The 19040-nt window shown below is 69.8% G+C and carries 19 protein-coding genes and 1 pseudogene; 4 read left to right on the top strand and 16 right to left on the bottom strand.

Annotated features, from left to right (window positions below):
• Positions 1 to 168 precede the first annotated feature (168 nt).
• The 12 genes and pseudogenes from KZX42_RS12515 to KZX42_RS12460 form a co-directional block, all read right to left on the bottom strand.
• Positions 169 to 525, bottom strand: a pseudogene (locus KZX42_RS12515) (ParB/Srx family N-terminal domain-containing protein); the annotation flags it as partial.
• A 364-nt stretch (positions 526 to 889) separates the two neighbouring features.
• Positions 890 to 2020, bottom strand: a complete 1131-nt coding sequence (locus KZX42_RS12510; RefSeq protein ID WP_112862345.1) for an acyltransferase — start codon at positions 2018 to 2020, stop codon at positions 890 to 892.
• Positions 2017 to 2427: a hypothetical protein gene (locus tag KZX42_RS12505; RefSeq protein ID WP_112862346.1), complete on the bottom strand. Its 411-nt coding sequence runs from the start codon at positions 2425 to 2427 to the stop codon at positions 2017 to 2019. Before KZX42_RS12505 ends, KZX42_RS12510 begins: the two co-directional genes overlap by 4 nt.
• 4 nt (positions 2428 to 2431) lie before the next feature.
• Positions 2432 to 2875, bottom strand: coding sequence for a DUF305 domain-containing protein (locus KZX42_RS12500; protein WP_248119712.1), 444 nt, complete (start codon positions 2873 to 2875; stop codon positions 2432 to 2434).
• A gap of 70 nt (positions 2876 to 2945) precedes the next feature.
• Complete coding sequence (locus KZX42_RS12495; protein ID WP_112862348.1) at positions 2946 to 3857, bottom strand: cation diffusion facilitator family transporter; 912 nt, start codon at positions 3855 to 3857, stop codon at positions 2946 to 2948.
• Positions 3854 to 4456 carry a cation transporter gene (locus tag KZX42_RS12490; protein ID WP_112862349.1) on the bottom strand — a complete coding sequence of 201 codons (603 nt, stop codon included), beginning with the start codon at positions 4454 to 4456 and terminating at the stop codon, positions 3854 to 3856. The genes KZX42_RS12495 and KZX42_RS12490 overlap by 4 nt, the downstream gene beginning before the upstream one ends.
• Positions 4456 to 7677 (bottom strand): CusA/CzcA family heavy metal efflux RND transporter, encoded by a 3222-nt coding sequence (locus KZX42_RS12485; protein WP_205682979.1) that lies wholly within the window; start codon positions 7675 to 7677, stop codon positions 4456 to 4458. The genes KZX42_RS12490 and KZX42_RS12485 overlap by 1 nt, the downstream gene beginning before the upstream one ends.
• An 11-nt stretch (positions 7678 to 7688) precedes the next feature.
• On the bottom strand, positions 7689 to 8888 hold the full coding sequence (locus KZX42_RS12480) for an efflux RND transporter periplasmic adaptor subunit (RefSeq protein ID WP_248119711.1): 1200 nt from the start codon (positions 8886 to 8888) through the stop codon (positions 7689 to 7691).
• Positions 8888 to 10141 (bottom strand): TolC family protein, encoded by a 1254-nt coding sequence (locus tag KZX42_RS12475; protein WP_248119709.1) that lies wholly within the window; start codon positions 10139 to 10141, stop codon positions 8888 to 8890. Before KZX42_RS12475 ends, KZX42_RS12480 begins: the two co-directional genes overlap by 1 nt.
• Positions 10142 to 10199: 58 nt before the next feature.
• Positions 10200 to 10553, bottom strand: a complete 354-nt coding sequence (locus KZX42_RS12470) for a hypothetical protein (RefSeq protein ID WP_181669140.1) — start codon at positions 10551 to 10553, stop codon at positions 10200 to 10202.
• A gap of 106 nt (positions 10554 to 10659) precedes the next feature.
• On the bottom strand, positions 10660 to 11313 hold the full coding sequence (locus tag KZX42_RS12465) for a class I SAM-dependent methyltransferase (RefSeq protein ID WP_248119707.1): 654 nt from the start codon (positions 11311 to 11313) through the stop codon (positions 10660 to 10662).
• Complete coding sequence (locus KZX42_RS12460) at positions 11310 to 11960, bottom strand: cation transporter (protein WP_112862354.1); 651 nt, start codon at positions 11958 to 11960, stop codon at positions 11310 to 11312. Before KZX42_RS12460 ends, KZX42_RS12465 begins: the two co-directional genes overlap by 4 nt.
• A gap of 73 nt (positions 11961 to 12033) precedes the next feature.
• Here KZX42_RS12460 and KZX42_RS12455 point away from each other — a divergent pair, with 73 nt between their 5' ends.
• The 4 genes from KZX42_RS12455 to KZX42_RS12440 all read left to right on the top strand — a co-directional run bounded on the left by KZX42_RS12455 (position 12034) and on the right by KZX42_RS12440 (position 16356).
• Positions 12034 to 12513 (top strand): helix-turn-helix domain-containing protein, encoded by a 480-nt coding sequence (locus KZX42_RS12455; RefSeq protein WP_112862355.1) that lies wholly within the window; start codon positions 12034 to 12036, stop codon positions 12511 to 12513.
• Positions 12514 to 12554: 41 nt separating this feature from the next.
• Positions 12555 to 14489: an FTR1 family protein gene (locus tag KZX42_RS12450; RefSeq protein WP_248119706.1), complete on the top strand. Its 1935-nt coding sequence runs from the start codon at positions 12555 to 12557 to the stop codon at positions 14487 to 14489.
• Between the two features lie 209 nt (positions 14490 to 14698).
• A complete protein-coding gene (locus KZX42_RS12445; RefSeq protein ID WP_248119704.1) occupies positions 14699 to 15058 on the top strand; it encodes a helix-turn-helix transcriptional regulator in 360 nt (119 codons plus the stop codon).
• Positions 15055 to 16356, top strand: coding sequence for a HipA domain-containing protein (locus tag KZX42_RS12440; RefSeq protein ID WP_248119700.1), 1302 nt, complete (start codon positions 15055 to 15057; stop codon positions 16354 to 16356). Before KZX42_RS12445 ends, KZX42_RS12440 begins: the two co-directional genes overlap by 4 nt.
• A gap of 9 nt (positions 16357 to 16365) precedes the next feature.
• Here the strand turns inward: KZX42_RS12440 and arsH are convergent, their stop codons facing one another.
• Genes arsH through arsC form a run of 4 tightly spaced genes read right to left on the bottom strand, consistent with a single transcriptional unit; the run spans position 16366 to position 19035 of the window.
• Entirely contained in the window at positions 16366 to 17118 is a 753-nt protein-coding gene (arsH, locus tag KZX42_RS12435; protein WP_112862359.1) for an arsenical resistance protein ArsH, read from the bottom strand.
• Positions 17118 to 17534 (bottom strand): GNAT family N-acetyltransferase, encoded by a 417-nt coding sequence (locus tag KZX42_RS12430; protein ID WP_112862360.1) that lies wholly within the window; start codon positions 17532 to 17534, stop codon positions 17118 to 17120. Before KZX42_RS12430 ends, arsH begins: the two co-directional genes overlap by 1 nt.
• On the bottom strand, positions 17534 to 18613 hold the full coding sequence (gene arsB / locus KZX42_RS12425) for an ACR3 family arsenite efflux transporter (protein ID WP_112862361.1): 1080 nt from the start codon (positions 18611 to 18613) through the stop codon (positions 17534 to 17536). Before arsB ends, KZX42_RS12430 begins: the two co-directional genes overlap by 1 nt.
• Positions 18610 to 19035, bottom strand: coding sequence for an arsenate reductase (glutaredoxin) (arsC, locus tag KZX42_RS12420; protein WP_112862362.1), 426 nt, complete (start codon positions 19033 to 19035; stop codon positions 18610 to 18612). The genes arsB and arsC overlap by 4 nt, the downstream gene beginning before the upstream one ends.
• Positions 19036 to 19040: the final 5 nt, after the last annotated feature.

Raw genomic sequence — 19040 nt, 5'->3', positions numbered from 1 at the left:
TTCGGGCGCCGCCGCGCCCAGCCGCAGTCGCTGGCGCACGACATGGGCCGACACGCCGAACCGGGCGCCGATCTCCTCGGGACCGTAGCCCTTCTCCGTCGCCAGCCGCTGGAAGGCCTCGAATTGGTCGGCGGGATGCATGGCCTCGCGGGTCATGTTCTCGTCGAGACTGATTTCGTGGGCGTCATTCTCGGCGTCCACGATGCAGCGCACGGGATGTGTGCGCTTGATCGCCTTGCGCTTGGCCAGCAGCCGGAGCCCCTGACGGCGACCTTCGCCGATGGTCACGAAGTAGTTCCCGGTCGGAACGCCCTCCCCGTCCCGCTCGACCTCGACCACGGGCGGCTGCAACACCCCCTTGGCCTTGATGGAGGCCGCGAAGGCCTCGATGGTCGCCGGGCTGTGCGGGGTCTTCCGGGCGTTCCTCGGCGAGGCCTTGAGCCGGTTCAGCGGCACGATCACCTCCGCGCCGTGCTGCGGCGCGGTCGCTTCGGTCTGGGCGGTTTGGGTGGATTGAGCAGTCATGTCTGCCTCCTTTGGGCAAGGGTTGCAGGCACGCGAACTGCGCGCCTGAAACCCTGCCCGTCGGCGAGACCGGGGTAGCAAGGGCCAGGGCGGACCGGCCGGAGGGGGATCGCCCGACCTGCACAAGCCTGACCCTGATGATTGTCATGACGCCGATCGCCGGCGCGGAAGGTCGGGGAGACCGGCCGGTCCGGCGGCGCAGCCGCTTCACCCTGGCCCGCGCGAGGGCGGAGCCCTTAGCCCTTCTGCGACGTCCGCAACGTGTCCTTCTGGCGCGGCGTCGCAGGCTCCAGCTTGAGGAAAACGAACTGACCGGGCCTCGCGTGTGAGGTCGTCGCAACGGGGCTTTTGACCCACGGTCGCGTCAGGCCACCGGCCGATCCGCACTGACCCCCGGCGCAGGCGTCGCAGGCCTCGGCGGGTTCAACCGGGCCTGGACCGGCCGATCGAACCCATACCGGAACGCCGCCGCCCCCATGAACGCCGCCGCCAGACCGGCGGCCCAGACGCCCCAGCGCATCCCGATGGACCAGTCCGACTGTCCGACGGCGTCGAAGACGCCGAACCAGACGATGCGGGCGACTTCATTGGTGAGAAACATCGCGAACGACATCAAGCCGAGGTGTTCGATCAGGCGCGACGAGCGCACCACGGGCAAGGCTCCAGCCGCCCAGATGATGATCGTCATCAGCAGCAGGGAGGCCAGGCCGAAGGGGCCAACGGCCTGACCGAGCGCGAGCGCACCGAAAGCGCCGAGTCCCAAGGCGCCCGCCACGGACGGACGCACGTAGACGCGCACACCGACCACGGCGGCGGCCACGCCCAGCAGGAAGAGCGGAAGGGCGCGGAGGAATCCGAACCGCAGGGGCAGGCGATAGACCGGATCGCCCAGCCAGACGCGGCTGGCGACGTCGGCGGCGAGAAGCAGGGTGATCGCGATCGCGGCCGTGGCCCGGGGTCGGCTCCAGAGCGCCCGGCAGATCCAGGGCAGGAGCAGATAGCAGCCGATCAGAGCCGACAGCGTCCAGGTCGGCGCGTTCCAGCCGACGCCGCCCGGCACGCCATAGGCCTGCACGAGCAAGACCTGGGCGGGCAGCTGGCTCCAGTCGAACCATTGGGGATTGCTCGGTCGGACCCCGGCCAGAGCGGCGGCCGCGACCAAGGCCGCGAGACCGGCGATCACGGCCAGATGGGCCGGGAACACGCGCAGCAGCCGCTGGCGCGCGTAGGCCCCGACGTCGATCCCGCCCGAGGCCAGGCGCTCGCCGTAGATCCGGGCCAGCACATAGCCGGAGTCGATGATGAAGAAATTGGTCAGCAGGAACCCCCGGTCGAACACCGGATGGATCTGTCCGAGCGGCAGCGGGGCCGCTTCCCGGAAGTGGTAGAGGATGATCAGTGATCCCGCGGCGAACCGCAGCACGTCCAGCCACCCTCCGCGGGCGATGCGCGCGGGGCGGCGGGCCTGACCTTCCCCGTCGGAGCTTCTCGTCATTCGCGCTTCCCTGTGGCGGCGGGGCGTTCGTTGGCGTGAGGATGGTCGTGCACGTCCGCCCGCACCCCGTACAGGATGAGCGTTCCGGCGACGCAAAGCACGCCGAGCCCGCCGGCGATCATCAATCCGGCTCGGTCGCGGGGACCGAACACCAGACAGCCGCCCGTCACCAGGCTCATCATCACGCCGTAGCCGATGTAGAGCGGCGTTCCGTAGGCGCCGAGCAGGGAGAAGGCCATGCACAGGACGAAGAAGGCCGCGATCAGGCTGGCGCCGACGGCGATTACGACATCAAGTACTGGCCGGGGCTTCGGCGGCCGGCGCGGGCTCGAGCCGCGGCGGCCCTTGTAGCGCCCTTGGCGCCAGCGGATGCTGCGGCTGCGGACCGTGAAGCGCTTGCCGGCCATCGGGTCAGGGCCGTTCTGAGACTGCCGGCGCGTCCTCGTGCCGCGCCAGCATGATCCGCATCCGCAGGATTTCGGCTTCCTGGGCGCGGATGATCTCCTGCGCGAGACCGCGCACGTCATCCCCCTCGCCCTCCTCCACCGCGATCCTGGCCATGGCGATCGCGCCCTCGTGGTGGGCGATCATGCCGCGCAGAAAGTCGATGTCAGCGTCGCCGGAGTAATCGATGTTCATCGCCTGGTGCATGCGGTCAGCGGCCTCCCGATAGGCCCGCGTCGACGGCGTATCCGAGGGGTCGCCCGCGTGACCGGCGTGGGCGTCGATCGCTCGCGCCTCGACCGGCGGCGGGGCCGAGGCGTCGGGCGCGCCGCGACGGGACAGAATGCCGAAGGCGAAGGCGGCGACGGCGAGGAAGACCGCGATCACCGAGATCCAGCCGGTGCGTCTCATGGCTTTGTCTCCGAGATTTGGACAAGGGGCGGGATCGTGGCGCCGGACCTGGCGGGCTCGTCATTTCGGGTCATGCGTGCAGACCTCCCGCATCCCCGCACGGCTCAAGCTCGGTCTGGACGGTCGTGTGATGCAGGTCGAACCGCTCTTCGAGCATGTCGCCGACGGCCTGTCGGACTGCGTCGGCGTCGGCACCCTCGACCAGCACGACGTGAACCGTGCAGCTCGCCTGATCCGCCCCCGAGACCCAGACGTGGAGGTCGTGAAGGCTGGCGACCCCGGCGGTGGCGAGGATGGCGGCCCGGACGTCCGACAGGGCCACGCCGCGCGGGGCGCCCTCCAGCAGGATGTGGGTGGTGTCGCGCAGCAGGATCCAAGTCCGGGGCAGGACCCAGAGGCCGATGGCGATCGCGACGATCGGATCGACCCAGCGCCAGTCCGTCACGGTGATGACGACGGCGGCGACGAGGACGCCGAGCGATCCGAGCATGTCCGCCCAGACCTCGAGATAGGCGCCCTTGACGTTGAGGCTGCGATCCTTGCCGCTCGACAGGATGCGCATGGAGATCAGATTGATCACCAGGCCGGCGGCGGCGACGATCAGCATCCCGATCGAGCCGACGGGCTCGGGATCGAGGATGCGCTTGATCCCCTCATACAGGACGTAGCCGGCGACGACGAAGAGCAGCACGGCGTTGAACGCCGCCGCCAGGATCTCGAACCGGCGATAGCCGAAGGTGCGCTTCTCGTCCGCCGGCCGCTGGCCGATCTTGATCGCCAGCAAGGCGATGGCCAGGGCCGCCGCGTCGGTGAACATATGCGCCGCGTCCGACAGCAGGGCGAGGCTGTTGAACACCAGGCCGCCGATGACCTCGACGATCAGGAAGGTTCCGGTCAGCGCCAGCGCGATCGTGAGCTGCCGGGCGTTCGCGCCGGCGGTGTGGTCGTGGGCGTGGCCGTTCGAGTGGTCGTGACTGGTCATGAAGCGCGTTCCTCTGGCTGTTCGGAGGCGGCGTTGGCGTCGCGGAGAATCTCGACGCCGCCCTTGATCGCGATCGCCGCGACGAGGACCCCGACGACGAGGTCGGGCCAGGCCTGGTCGAGCCAGAGGACCAGACCGCCGGCGACGAGGATGCCGCCGTTGGACGCGAAATCGTTGAAGCTGAAGGTCTCGGCCGCCTTCATGTTGACGTCGCCGCTGTGCTGGCGGCGGATGAGCTGCAGGCAGATCAGATTGACCACGGCGGCGACCAGGGCGAGCGCCATCATGGTCGGACCGATCGGCTCGGTCCCGGTGATCACGCGGCGCACGGCATCGACGAGGACGCCGGCGGCGAAGACCAGCAGCATGACCCCCGACACCCTCGCGGCGCCCCGCTTCCAGCCTCCTGTCCGCCCGATGGCCAGAAAGCTGATCAGATAGACCGCCGCGTCCGAGGCGTTATCCAGCGCATTGGCCAGCAAGGCGCTGGAATCGGCCGACACGCCGCCGATTCCGAGCGCCGCCGCCAGGCCGGCGTTGAGGCCGAGAACCGTCAGCAGCGTCCGGCGCTGCCGACGGTCATCCTGGGTCCGGGCCATCAGTCCTCGATCCCTTCGTCCTTGCGGTGACGCACCGCCCTCGCCGCGAAGGTCGGCAGGACCAGCAGGGTCAGGGCGGTGGCGGTGATCAGGCCGCCGATGACCACGGTCGCCAGCGGCTTCTGGACCTCGGCCCCGGCGCCGTGGGCGATGGCCATCGGAATGAATCCGACGATCGCCACCATCGCGGTGGTGAGCACCGCGCGCAGGCGGCTGGACGCGCCCTCGATGGCGGCGTCGCGGGGGGGCAGGCCCGCCTGGAGCCGCTCGCGGATAGCCTGCATCAGAACCAGGCCGTTGAGCGTCGCCACGCCGGAGACGGCGATGAAGCCGACCGCCGCCGAGACGGAGAACGGCATGCCGCGCAGGAGCAGCGCCAGCGCCCCGCCCACCAGGGCGAGCGGCACGCAGGCGAACACCAGACCGGCCTCGGCGAAGGAGCCCAGCGCCATGAACAGCAACACGCCGATCAGGACGAAGACGATCGGGATGACCAGGCCCAGCCGCTGTTCGGCGCGCTTGAGGTTTTCGAACTGGCCGCCCCAGTCCAGGCGGACGCCCGGGGGGAGCTGAACCTGATCGACCGACCTCTGGGCGTCGGTGACGAAGCCGCCCAGATCACGACCTCGCACATTGGCCTGGACCACCATGCGTCGGCTGCCGTCGTTGCGGCTGATCTGGTTCGGTCCCTCGGCGCTCTGGATGCGCGCGACCGAGGACAGGGGCACGGTCACGCCGGTCGAGGACACGATCGGCAAGGCCGCGAGCGCCGCCGGATCATTGCGCGCGGCGTCCGGCAGACGGACCACGACGTCGAAGCGCCGGTCGCCCTCGAAGATGCGGCCCGCCTCGGCGCCGCCGATGGCGGCGGACACGGCTTCGGAGACGTCGGCCGCCGACAGGCCGTAACTGGCCGCGGCGAAGCGATCCACGCTGATCGTCAGGGTCGGCAGGCCGGACGCCTGTTCCACCCGCACGTCGGCCGCCCCGTTCGTCTGGCGCAGGGCGTTGGCCACCTGGTCGGCGACCCGCTGCATGGTGGCGAAGTCGTCGCCATATACCATGACCGCCAGATCGGTCCGCACCCCGGAGATCAGCTCGTTGAACCGCAATTCGATCGGCTGGCTGAATTCGAAGTTGTTGCCGATCTGCCGCGACGCGACGTCCTCGAAGCGAGCGATCAGCTCTTCCTTCTCCAGACCCGGGTTGGGCCAGTCCTTGCGGTCCTTCAGGACGATGACGCTGTCGGAGATGTTGGGCGGCATGGGATCCACCGCCGCTTCGGCGGTGCCGGTCCGCGAGAACATGGTCTCCACTTCCGGCTGGGCCTTGATCGCCCGCTCGATCGCCATCTGCATGGCGAGCGACTGCTCGAGCGACGCCGACGGAACCCGCAGCGCCTGCATGGCGATGTCGCCCTCGTCCAGGGTCGGGATGAACTCCCGGCCGAGGGTGGTGAAGGTGACGCCGCCGACGACGAGGGCGCCGAGCGCGGAGAGCAGGACGATCTTCGGACGATCGACGGCCGTGCGGATGGCCGGAGCGATCCAGCGGCGCGCGTGGCGCAGCAGGAAGGTCTCGTGCTCGTGGGCGCGGCCGTGGTCGTCGACCTCGACCGTCTTGGGATCCCGCACCAGGAGCGCCGTCATCGCCGGCACGAAGGTGAAGGAGAAGATGAAGGCGCCGACCAGGGCGAGCATGACCGTCGCGCCCATCGGGATGAAGGTCTTGCCCTCGACGCCTTCCAGCATCAGCAGGGGGGTGAAGACCAGCAGGATGATCAGCTGACCGAAGGCGGCCGGCTTGACCATCTGGCGCGCCGCCGCTGCGGCGACGCCCAGACGCTCGTGCCGGGTCAGCATGCGCCCGGCCTCCGCCCGCTTCTGGCTGAGCATCAGCAGGGTGTTCTCGACCACAACCACGGCGCCGTCGACGAGCAGACCGAAGTCCAGCGCGCCGAGGCTCATCAGATTGCCGCTGATGCCGAACCGGTTCATCCCGATGACGGCGAACAGGAAGCTGATCGGGATCATCAACGCCGTGATGCTCGCCGCCCGGATGTTGCCGAGCAGCAGGAAGAGCACGACGATGACCAGCAGCGCGCCTTCGGTCAGATTGCGCGCCACCGTGGCGATGGTGGAGTTCACCAGGGCGCTCCGGTCCAGCACCGTCACCGCCTCGATGCCGGGGGGCAGGGTCTTCTGCACCTCCTCGAGCCGGTCTCCGGCGGCCTGGGCCACGGTGCGGCTGTTGCCGCCCGCGATCATCAGGGCGGTCCCCAAGACCGCTTCGTGTCCGTCGCGGCTGGCGCCGCCCAGACGCGGCGCCTGGCCGACCTCGACGGTGGCGACGTCGGCGACGCGGACCACGAGGCCGTTTCGATTGACAACAGGCGCCTGGGCGAGGTCCTCGACGGTTGACGCCAGGGCGTCCGTGCGAACGGTCAGGGCCTCGCCCGCACGCTGCACATAGCCGGCCCCGGCCTGGGTGTTGGCCCGGTCGAGCGCCTGGATGAGGTCGCCCATCCCGAGACCGTAGGCCGACAGACGCGCCGTGTCCGGACGAACCGCGTATTCCTTCACATAGCCGCCGACGGTGTCGACGCCGGCCAGGCCGGGCGCCGTCCGCATCTGCGGAGCGATGATCCAGTCCTGTATGGTGCGCAGATAGGTGGCGCGCTGTTGCGGGGTGGCGAGGAGATCGCCTTCCGGCGTCAGATAGACGCCGCCGGCCTGCCAGCCGGTCTGACCCGGCTTGGCCAGATTGGCGCTGTTGAACGGCTTGTAATCGACCGTCCACATCAGCACCTCGCCAAGGCCGGTGGTGATGGGCGCCAGCGCCGGTTCGACGCCTTCGGGCATCGTCTCGCGCGCCTGCGCCAGTCGTTCGGCGACCTGCTGACGGGCGAAATAGATGTCTGTCTGGTCGGTGAAGATGACGGTCACCTGGCTGAAGCCGTTGCGGCTCAGCGACCGGGTCGAGGTCAGGCCGGGGATGCCGGCCATGGCGGTCTCGATCGGATAGGTGACCTGACGTTCGATCTGTTCGGGGGCCAGGGCCGGGGCGACGGTGGTCACCTGCACCTGACGGTTGGTGATGTCCGGCACGGCGTCGATCGGCAACCGTGTCAGTTCGAGGAGGCCGTAGGCCGCGACGAGCGCCGTGGCCAGGACGATGAACCATCGGAATTTGACCGACAGTTCGATGATGAATTTGAACATGCGCGCGTCCCCTAGTGGCCGTGCTCGGCCTCGCCCTTGGCGAGTTCGGCTTTGAGGAGGAAGGCGTTGGTTCCGGCGACCCGTTCGGACCCGTCGAGCCCACGCAGGATCTCCGTCCGCCCCCCGGCCTGGCGGCCGACGAGCACGGGGCGGGCCTGGAACCCGTTCGGAACCTGGACGAAGACGACGCTGGCGCCGTCGACGGTCTGGATGGCTTCCGTCGGCACGGTCATCCCGCCGACGGCTTCGCCGGTCACGACAGCGCCGGTGACGGCGGAACCGGCGGGGGGAAGGGTCGCCCCGGTCGGCCTCGCCCGGATCACGGTGGCGCCGCTTTCTGCGCCCGCCCCGGCGGCGACGCCGGTGACGACCGCGTCAAAATCGCCTGCCGGGCTGGAGACCCGGAGGGTCGACCCCGCGCGTACGAGGGCCGCAAGGTGCGGCGGCGCGTTGAACACGAGCTCGACCCGCGCGGGATTGGTCACTTCGGCGATCACGCCGCCCTGCGGGACGAAGCCTCCCGGGCCGACCTGGACGCTGGTGACCACGCCGGCGATCGGGCTGTTCACGCTCAGCCGTCCGGCGGCGTTGGGCGAACCGGCCGCGCTCGACCGGGCGCGCGCTGCACGGGCCGCCGCCTCGGCGCTCAGCAGCTGCGCACGGGACGCCTCGACCTCTTGCCGGGCGACGACGCCCTGGTCGGCGAGGTTGCTGTTGCGTTGGTAGGCCTGACGGGCGGCTTCAGACTGGGCCGCGGCCGCGTCCGCATCGGCGCGGAAGGTGGCGGCGTCGCCGCTCACGAGGCTGGCGAGGGGCTGGCCGATCCGCACGGACTGACCGGGCGCGACCAGCACCCGCTCCACCCGCCCGCCGACGGAGGCGGCGACGGCGGCGCGGGCGTCGATCATCGGCTCGACACGGCCGGAGAGACGGGTTTCGGCCCCGCCGCCCCGGCCGACGCCGACCACAAGGAGATTGGCGGCCTGGGCCTGCTCCGCGCTGAGGGCGACGAAGCCCTCCGGCGCCTCGGCCTCGCCTTCGGCATGGCCGCCCTCCTCTTCGGCGTGCCCGGCTTCGCCTTCGGCGGCTGCGCCCTCGGCGGCGGGCGGCTCCGATCGGCCCATGGCCAGGTAGAGACCGCCGCCGCCGAGGATGACGAGGGCGGCGACCCCGCCGATCAGCAGGGTCTTGTTGGACGTGCGCTTACGCATCATTGGGCTCCTTGGAAGGGGGCGCGGCCGTCCTGGCGCGCGAGATCGATTTCCGCGCGGACCCGGGCGAGGCGGGCGTCCACGGCGGCGGTTCTGGCGTTGACCAGGGCGGTGCGGGTTGCGCGAAGCTCGAGTTGCGAGATCCGGCCCGCCTCAAAGCCGATCCGCGAGAGGCGGTAGGCTTCTTCGGCGGAGGTCACCCCGGCGTCGGCGGCGTTGACGCGGCTGACTGAGGCGCGGAGGCGGGCTTGTGCTGCGGCCCGGTCCGCCTGGGCTTCCTGGCGGGCGGTCATCAGCCGGGCGTCGGCCGCCCTGAAGTCCGCCTGGGCGGCTTCGATGTTGCCGCGGTTCCGATCGAACAACGGCAGGGGCAGGCTGAGGCCGAACGTCAGCGCCGTCGCGTCTTCTGCCTCGTAGCGGCGAAGGCCGACGCTGGCGCTGACGTCCGGTCGCGACCGGGTGCGTTCGACCGCGATGCGGCTTTCGGCGGCTGAGCGCTCCGCCTCGGCAACGCGCACCGTCGGCGTCTGGTCCGTCGGCGCAAGCGCGGCCGCCGGCGCCAGGTCCAACAGGCTGGCCTCGATGGTCGTCACCGGCTCGATGAGCATGGCTACGGCCGTGAGTCGCGCGAAGGCGGCGTCCCGTTCGGCGATGGCTTCATCGAGACCAGCGCGCGCGGCGGCCGCTTCGCTCTCGCCCTGGATGCCGCGCAGAAGCGGCTCGCGCCCCTCCTCCACCAGCACGAGGGCGGCGCGGGCGTCGGCCAAGGTAAGGCTCAGAGTCTCTTCCGCCAGCATCGCGCGACGTTCGGCCGCTTCGGCGTCGGCGTAGACCAGCGCCAACCGTCCAGCGGCGTCGACTACGGCGAGGTCCCGCCGCAGCGACGCGGTTCCCGCATCCGCGCGAGCTGCATTGATCCGAGCCGTACGCCGGCCCCAGAGCTCAAGATCCTGGGTGACCGAGAGCGTGGTCTCGGCGTTGTCATAACCCGAGAAGGGACCGCTTCCGAACGCATTCTCGGCGTCCAGGGCGAGGGTCGGGTTGGGGCGGACACGCGCCTGCCGAGCCCGCGCTTCCGCGGCGTCCACGAGCGCCCCAGCTTCCAGTGTGGCAGGGGTCTGATCCAGTCGGGCGAGGAGCTCGGCGAACGAAGGGGCGGGGTCAGCCCAGGCGGGGCTGGCCAGCACAGCCGCGAAGGCGGCGAGCGCGCAGCCGAGCGCGAAGCGTGGCGGCCGGCGATATGAGGGAGGCATGATTCATCTTCCAGAGGGAGTGACACGAGAGAGCCCGCGCGGACGCGCGGTCGCCGTGTCAGGCTCTGGGCGGTCGAATCAGGCCATCGGGGGCGATGGAGGCCCGCACCTCGCTGACGGGGAAGGCATGCACGGGTCGCGAATAGACCTGCAGGGGAAGATCGTCCCCCGCCTCGGCCCGCGCGGAGGCGGTGTGATGGCAATGGCCGTGCGCGCAGATGCCGTTTTCGGCGGAGCCGGTGTGATCGCCCTGGCTTGGATCATGATCCACGGAAGCGTGCGCCGCCGGGAGTTCCGGCATGCAGGTCGCGGCGTCGGCGACCGGCACGACGAAGAAGGCTGCGACCACCAAGGTCGCCGCCAACACCAGTTTCGCCCATGTCGTCATCGACCAGGTCATCGCGAGCTGCATACTTTTGTTCGTTCCGGGGAGCAATGCGTTACACAGTACAGGGCCCCATCTGGTCCGGCCCTGTTCACCTGACCGGGCCCGGGCCAAGTCTGTCTGCGACGACCGGTCACGGCCGCACCGCCCGGTAGAGGGAGATGGATCCGGTCGGGGTTGGAAAAACCGTCGTCTCCTCGATTTCTGCGAACCCGACCTCGGCGAGCAGGACAGGGATCACGCCGTCGGCGTTGGGCTGGGTGTCCGCGTGGCCGTCCAGCGCCTGGATGATGCGGAACGCCGTGCGCATCGCGGCTGTCCGTTGCAGGCCGTAGTCGGCGATGTGAAGACGACCGCCCGGCTTGAGCGCACGCAGGCAGGCGGCCAGACCGGCGCGCTTCTCCGGCAGGGGCAGTTGGTGGAACACCAGGCTCGAGACGATTTTGTCGGCGCCCGCCTCACCCACGATCCGGCCCACATCCCGCGCGAAGCCTTCGACGAACTCGACCTCGACCCCGAGCGACCGCGTCTTGACGCGCGCCCGGTCGAGGATATCGCCGTCAGGATCGATCCCGATCACCTGGCTCCCCGGCGCTTGCTTCTTGATCAGGGCGGCCAGGCTGCCGGTGCCGCAGCCGATGTCGACGATGCGGTCGCGGGCGCGCGGATCCAGCGCGGTCAACAGGGCCTCGCGCCAGATCCGCTCCCGCGTCAGCAGGGCGATCGCGGGATCATAGAGGCCGCTGAGCCAGCTGTGGCCGAGCGCCGGCGTGAAGGTCGCCGTCATCCCGCCGCCCTCAGCTCGGCCTGCGACTGACGGATGATCGACCAGGCCGACTGCAGGAAGACGACCGCCAGGATGGCGCCGGCGATCAGGTCGGGCCAGCGGGAGGCCGTCAGCCAGACGAGTCCGCCCGCCGCGGCGACGACCAGGCTCTCGATCAGGTCATTACGGGTGCAGAGCCAGACGGACCGGACGTTGGCGTCGCCGTCGCGATGGCGCACCAGCAGAAGGGCCGCGATGGCATTGGCGACGAAGCCGAAGAGACCGAGCCCGGTGATGACCGTCCCTTCCGGCGGCGCGCCGGACACTGCGCGCCAGACGGCGAAGCCGAGGATGAACACCGCCAGAAGCGCCAGGCTGGCGCCCTTCACGAGCGCCGCGCCCGAGCGCACGCGGACTGATTTGCCGATGGCCCAAAGGCTGATGGCGTAGGTCGCGCTGTCGGCCAGGAAGTCGAGCGCATTGGCGCCCAGCGAGGCCGAACCCTGCACCAGAGCCCCGCCCGCGACCGCCACGAAGGCGACCGCATTGATGGCGATGACCGCCAGCAGGATGCGGCGATAGGCGGGGGAGGCGCCGTCGAACTTCACCGGCGCGCCGCATCCGCAGCCCGAGGCGGCGGGAACATCCGGGGTCAGGGGCTCGGTCATGAGGGCTCCGTGGTTTTCGGGAGCCTTTGTGCATCCTCTAGCCGCTAGAGGATCAAGCGACTATTTTCAGGTCATGCCCTCCCCGTCCGCGCCCCCCTCCCTTCGCACCATCGGCAAGCTGGCCGCCGCCACCGGCGTGAAGGTCCCGACCATCCGCTTCTATGAGCAGATCGGCCTGTTGCCGGCGGCGCCGCGCACCGCCAGCGACCGACGCCTGTATGACGATGTCGCCCTGCGCCGGCTCTCGTTCATCCGTCACGCGCGCCAGCTCGGGTTCGACATCGACTCGATCCGATCCCTGCTCGACCTGTCGGATCATCCCGACCGGGCTTGCGGCGAGGCCAATGCGATCGCCGAGCGGCATCTGAGCGAGGTCACCGAGAAGATCGCCCAGCTTCAAGCGCTCAAGACGGAGCTGTCGCGCATGACGGCCGAATGCGCCGGCGGCCGGGTCTCCGCCTGCAAGGTCATCGAGGTGCTGCATGACCACGCGTTCTGTAGTCACGGACATGACGCCGTGGGGCGAGCTTCACTTTCGAGCGCGACACCCTGACGCACCAGTGATAATGCGAGCCGTTCACAGTTAGGCTCGCCATGCGTCATTTCCTTCGGTTGCTGCTTTTGGTCCTGGCCCTCGGGGCCGCGGCTCCCGTTCAGGCCCAGGCGCCCGCCGCCTCGGAGGCCCAGGTCGCCTGGCGGCTGCTGGACTATGTGTCGGTCGACTACGCCGGCGCCGTCGCGAACGGCCAGATCGTCAACCCGGCCGAATACGGCGAGATGACCGAGTTCGCGGGCCAGATCCGCACCCGCATCGACGCCCTGCCCGCGACCGCCGGCAAGGCCGCGCTCGTCCGCGACGCCGCCGCCCTGGAGACCCGCATCCGCGACAAGGCCGCGCCGGAAGCGGTCGCCGCCCAGGCCAAGGCCCTGGCCGCCGCCCTGCTCGCCGTCTATCCGAGCCCGCTCGCGCCGGCCTTCCCGCCTGACCTGGCGCGGGGGCGGACTCTCTACCAGGAGCAATGCGCCGTCTGCCACGGCGTCACAGGCCGCGCCGACGGCGAAGGCGCTCAAGGGCTGGACCCGGCGCCGATTGCTTTCGCCGACGTCGAGCGCGCCCGCCAGCGCAGCGTGTTCGGCCTCTATCAGGTGATCGACCAGGGCCTGGACGGCACCGCCATGGCCAGTTTCGCGCATCTGCCGGCGGAGGATCGCTGGGCCCTGGCCTTCTACGTCGGGCGGTTCGCCTTCACCGACGCCGAGGCCGCCGAAGGCCAGCGTCTGTGGGAGAGCGACCCGGCGATCCGGGCCGCCTTCCCCACCCTGGCCGCGGTCACCCAGACCACGCCCGCCGACCTGGCGTCGCGCATCGGCGAGACCAAGGCCCGGGCGGTCACCGCCTACATCCGCCGTCATCCCGAGGCCGCCTCGCCGGCGTCGGGCGGCGCCCTCGCGCTGGCGCGAACCCGCCTCGCGGAAAGCCAGACGGCCTACCGTCGAGGCGACCGTAAACAGGCTGGCGACCTGGCGCTCTCGGCCTATCTCGACGGCTTCGAACCGGTCGAACCGGCGCTCGGCGCCCGCGACGGGGCCCTGCTGCGGCGTGTCGAAGCCGCGATGACCGGGGTTCGCGTCGCCATCGGTCAAGGCGCGCCGGTGGACGACGTCGACGCCCAGATCGCACGGCTCAACGCCCTGCTGGACACCGCCGAACGGGCGCTGGCGCCGCAGGAGGCGGACAACGTCGCCAGTTTCGCGGGCGCCTTCACCATCCTCCTGCGCGAAGGCCTGGAGGCCCTGCTGATCGTGGTCGCCATGATCGCCTTCCTGCGCAAGGCGGAGCGCCCCGAGGCGCTGCGTTATGTCCACGGCGGCTGGGTCGCGGCCCTGCTCGCCGGCGGGGCCACCTGGGCGGCGGCGACCTTCCTGATCTCGATCAGCGGGGCGAGCCGGGAACTGACGGAGGGCTTCGGTTCTCTGCTGGCCGGCGCGGTCCTGGTCTCGGTGGGCATCTGGATGCATGGCAAGTCTCACGCAGACGCCTGGCAGATCTATATCCGCGAGAAGCTGTCGAGGGCCCTGTCGGGGCGGTCGGCCTGGCTGCTGTTCCTGCTCGCCTTCGTGGTGGTCTACCGCGAGGTGTTCGAGACCATCCTGTTCTACGCCGCGATCTGGAGCCAGGGCGGCCACCTGGGTATGCTGGCCGGCGCCCTGACCGCCGTGGCCGTCCTGGCCGTGGTCGCCTGGGCCCTGCTGACCTACAGCAAGCGCCTGCCCATCGGCCGCTTCTTCTCTCTCAGCTCCATCCTGATGGCCGTGTTGTCGGTCGTCCTGGTCGGCAAGGGCGTGGCCGCGCTGCAGGAGGCGGGATGGGTCGACGTCCACCCGGTCGCCTGGATTCCCCGGATTGAAATCCTCGGCCTCTATCCGACGCTGGAAGGCGTCATCGTTCAGCTGCTCACCGTGCTCGTCCTCGTGATCGGATTCCTCCGGGCGTCCGGTCCGGGCGCGAAGGCGGCGCCCGCCGGCTGAAGCGACCGCAGCCTTGCGGTCGTAAGCTTGGGGGTCGCAGGGACGGCGGCCGATCGTTAGGCTACCGGAAATCGTCACTTATGGCGACTTAAGCGCCATTCCCGCCTATAGTTCGCCAGAAATGGCGAGTTATTTCACATAGACACAAGTCGCCATTATTGACGACTTAACCCCTTATCTCCTATATAAGTCGCCGAAAGTGGCGAATTATGAAAATCACCAATCTCACCACCGATGACGCAGCCCTGGCCGAGTTCGGCCGTCGCATGGCGGAGGCGCGGCTGGCGCGGGGGATGACCCAGGCGCAGTTCGCCCAGGCCGCCGGCGTCTCCAAACGGACGATCGAACGGCTCGAGGACGGCGGATCGATCCAGGTCGCCAATCTGATCCGCTGCCTGCGCGCCCTGGACAGGCTGGAGGGGCTCGAACGCCTCCTGCCCGAGACGCCGCCCAATCCGATCGACCTGCTGGAGCGCCATGGCAAGACCCGGCAGCGCGCCCGGCTGGACGCCGACGACGGCCGCGACGCCGCCGCCGCCGCGCCCTGGGCCTGGGGCGACGACCGATGACCACCGTCGCGGAGGTCCGCCTGTGGGGACGCCGGATCGGCGCCGTCTCGCTGGAGGACGGCGCCGACGTCGCCGCCTTCGCCTACGACCCGGCCTTCGCCGCCAGCGGCATTCAGGTGGCGCCGCTGGCCATGCCCCCGGGGACGCAGGTGTTCAGCTTTCCCGGGCTCAACCGGGAGAGCTTCCACGGCCTGCCCGGGCTGTTGGCGGACGCCCTCCCCGACAAATACGGCAACACCCTGATCGACGCCTGGCTCGCGACCCAGGGGCGGACGCCGGAGAGTTTCAACGCCGTGGAGCGCCTCTGCTACACGGGGGCCCGCGGCATGGGCGCGCTGGAGTTCGCCCCCGCGGTCGGCCCCCGGCCCCGCAAGGCCTCCCGCATACAGATCGACGCCCTGGTCGAACTGGCCTCCGAGGTCCTCAGCCACCGCAACGATCTGCAGGCCTCCTTCGCCGACAGCAAGAAGGCCGACGCCCTGCGCGAGATCCTGCGGGTCGGCACCTCGGCGGGCGGCGCGCGCGCCAAGGCGGTGATCGCCTGGAACGCGGCCACCAACGAGGTCCGCTCGGGCCAGGTCGAGGCCGGCGACGGCTTCGACTACTGGCTGCTGAAATTCGACGGGGTGAAGAACAACAAGGACCGCGAACTGGCCGATCCCGAGGGCTATGGCGCGGTCGAGTACGCCTACGCCCGGATGGCCGTGGCGGCCGGCGTCCAGGTGGCTGAATGCCGTCTGCTCGAGGAAGGCGGCCGACGACATTTTATGACCAAGCGGTTCGACCGCCTGCCGGGCGGCGGCAAGCTGCACATGCAGTCGCTGGCGGCCCTGGCCCATTACGACTTCTGCGATCCGAACGCCTACGCCTACGAACAGGCCTTCCTGGTCATTCGTCAGCTGGGTCTGCCGATGGCGGCGATCGAGGAACAGTACCGGCGCATGGCCTTCAACATCATCGCCCGCAACCAGGACGACCACGTCAAGAACATCGCCTTCCTGATGGACCGGTCCGGCGCCTGGTCGCTGTCGCCGGCCTATGACATCACCTGGAGCTACAACTCGACCGGCCTGTGGACGGCGCGTCATCAGATGTCGATGAACGGCAAGCGCGACGGCTTCACCCTCGAAGACTTCGACGCCAGCGCCCGCACCGCATCGATCAACGCGCGCCGGGCCCGAGCGATCGTCCAGGAGGTCCGCGACGCGGTCCAGCGGTGGCCTGAGTTCGCGGACGCCGCCAGCGTCGGAGAAGACTGGCGAAAATCCATCGACCCTTCACTCAGGACCACGCTCTAGCGTCGTCGCTCACTGTGCCGCGATGGCGATGGAGGACAGGTCGGTCGCGGCGTCGAGCGGGATTCCGGCCGCCTTGCGCTCGGAATAGCGGTCGACGAGCCGGGCGGCGTGCGGGCGGGTGAGGATAGTGAAGCGCACCAGTTCCTCCATCACGTCGACGATCCGTTCATAGTAGGCGGACGGCCTCATCCGCCCGGCGTCGTCGAACTCCTGGAAGGCCTTGGCCACGCTGGATTGGTTGGGGATGGTGATCATCCGCATCCAGCGGCCGAGCAGCCGCAGGGTGTTGACGGCATTGAAGCTCTGCGACCCGCCGGAGACCTGCATGACGGCCAGGGTCCGGCCCTGGGTCGGGCGTACGCCGCCCAGGCTCAGAGGAAGATGGTCGATCTGGAGCTTCATCAGGCCCGAGACCTGGCCGTGCCGTTCGGGGCTGCACCAGACCATGCCCTCGGACCACAGGGCGTGCTCACGCAGTTCGCGCACAGCCGGGTGGTCGTCGTCGCCGGGCGACCCCGGCAGAGGCAGGTCCGACGGATCGAAGATGCGGGTTTCGCATCCCATCCATTGCAGCAGGCGGGCCGCCTCCTCGACGCAGAAGCGCGAATAGGACCGTTCGCGCAGCGATCCGTAGAGGAGCAGGATCCGGGGCGGAGGGTCGTGCGGCCCCAGACCGCTGGCCGGATCGGCCGACAGATAGGCCTTGTCCAGGGCCGGCAGATAATCCGGATCGGGCAGCGATCTCAGGCGGGCGAAGGTCATCAGAGGTCCTTGATCAGATAGGCCGCCGATGCCGGGCAGAGCCCCGCGAACTCGCGGGTCCGCCGCATCGCCTCCGGCGCCGTCTGGCGGTTCGCCGTCCGGTAGCCGTTCCGGGCGAAGAAGGGTTCGGCCGTGGTGGTGAGCAGGTGCAGCCGTGCAGCGCCCATGTTACCGGCGACGATCTCGGCGGCGGCCAGCACCCGGGCTCCCAGGCCGCGCGCCTTGCGGTCGGCGAGGACGACCAAGGAGCGCAGCAGCAGATCGCGCCCCTCCCCTTCCAGCCCGACGTAGCCGACGACCGCGCCGGAGTGATCGGCGCTGAAGTAGCGGCCGGCGTCCGGCGCGGGCAGGCCTTCGGCCCGCAGCGCGGCGATGAGGCCGGCGTCGGTCGCTTCGATCAGATACAGGACCACCATCACGGGGCGTCCGCCGGCGGGACCGTGTCGGGGAACCAGCGCCGGCCCATCCAGAGGGCGACCGAGACCAGCAGGATCAGCACAGGCACCTCCACCAGCGGACCGATGACGGCCGCGAAGGCGACCGGCGAGGCCAGTCCGAACGCCGCGATGGCGACCGCGATGGCCAGCTCGAAATTGTTGGAGGCCGCGGTGAAGGCCAGGGCCGTGGTGCGCGGGTAGTCCGCCTCGATCAGCTTGCCCATCAGGAAGCTGACGACGAACATGACGAGGAAGTAGATCGTCAGCGGAATGGCGATGCGCAGGGCGTCCAGCGGCAGGGCCACGACCTCTCCGCCCTTGAGGCTGAACATGGCCACGATGGTGAAGAGCAGCGCGATCAGGGTGATCGGCCCGATGCGCGGCAGGAAGCGGCGCTCGTACCAGTCGGCCCCCTTGCGGGCGATCAGGCTGCGACGGGTCAGGAATCCGGCCAGGAACGGAACGCCGAGGTAGACGAGCACGGCTCCGGCGATGGTCCAGACGCTGACGTCCACCACGCTGCCCTGCAGGCCGAACAGCGGCGGCAGAACGGTGAGGAAGAGCCAGGCGTAGAGGCTGAAGAACAGGATCTGGAAGATCGAGTTGAAGGCCACGAGACCGGCCACATACTGGTTGTCGCCGCGCGCCAGCTGGTTCCAGACCAGCACCATGGCGATGCAGCGCGCCAGGCCGATCAGGATCACGCCGGTCATGTACTCCGGCTGATCGCGCAGGAAGATCACCGCCAGGGCGAACATCAACACCGGACCGAGCACCCAGTTCTGGATCAGGGACAGGGCCAGAACCCGTTTGTCGGCGAACACGCGCGGCAGGGCTTCGTAGCGGACCTTGGCCAGCGGCGGGTACATCATCAGGATCAGGCCGATGGCGATCGGGATGTTGGTGGTCCCGACCGAAAGGCTGTCGACCCAGGCGGGCAGGCCCGGCACCACGGTTCCGAGCAGGACGCCCACGGCCATGGCGGCGAAGATCCACACCGTCAGCCACCGGTCGAGGAACGACAGGCGGCGCGGCGCAGCGGCGGGCGCGTCGGTCATCGTCCCACCCGCCGGCCGTCGGCGTCGATGACGACCTCCCCGTCTTCCTTGGTGAAGGGCTTCAGATCGTCGGCCGGCAGCAGGTCCAGTACGGCCTCCGACGGGCGGCACAGGCCCACGCCCAGAGGACTGACGACGATCGGTCGGTTGAGCAGGATCGGATGGGCCTCGATCGCATCAAGCAACTGGTCATCCGTCAGGCCGGGGGCGTCGAGACCCAGTTCGGCGAAGGGCGTGCCCTTCTCCCGCAGCAGGTCGCGCAGCGGGGCGCCGGTCCGCTCCGCCAACCAGGCGACCATGGCGCGCGACGGCGGGGTCTTCAGATACTCGACCACATGCGGCTCGATCCCGACGTGGCGGATCAGCTCCAGGGCGTTGCGAGACGTCCCGCAGGCGGGGTTGTGATAGATGACGACGTCCATTTCAG

It is taken from the genome of Brevundimonas sp. EYE_349, from assembly GCF_023147505.1.
GTDB lineage: Bacteria > Pseudomonadota > Alphaproteobacteria > Caulobacterales > Caulobacteraceae > Brevundimonas.
The sequence above is the reverse complement of the archived record's forward strand: the minus strand, read 5'-3'. Positions and strand labels throughout refer to the sequence as shown.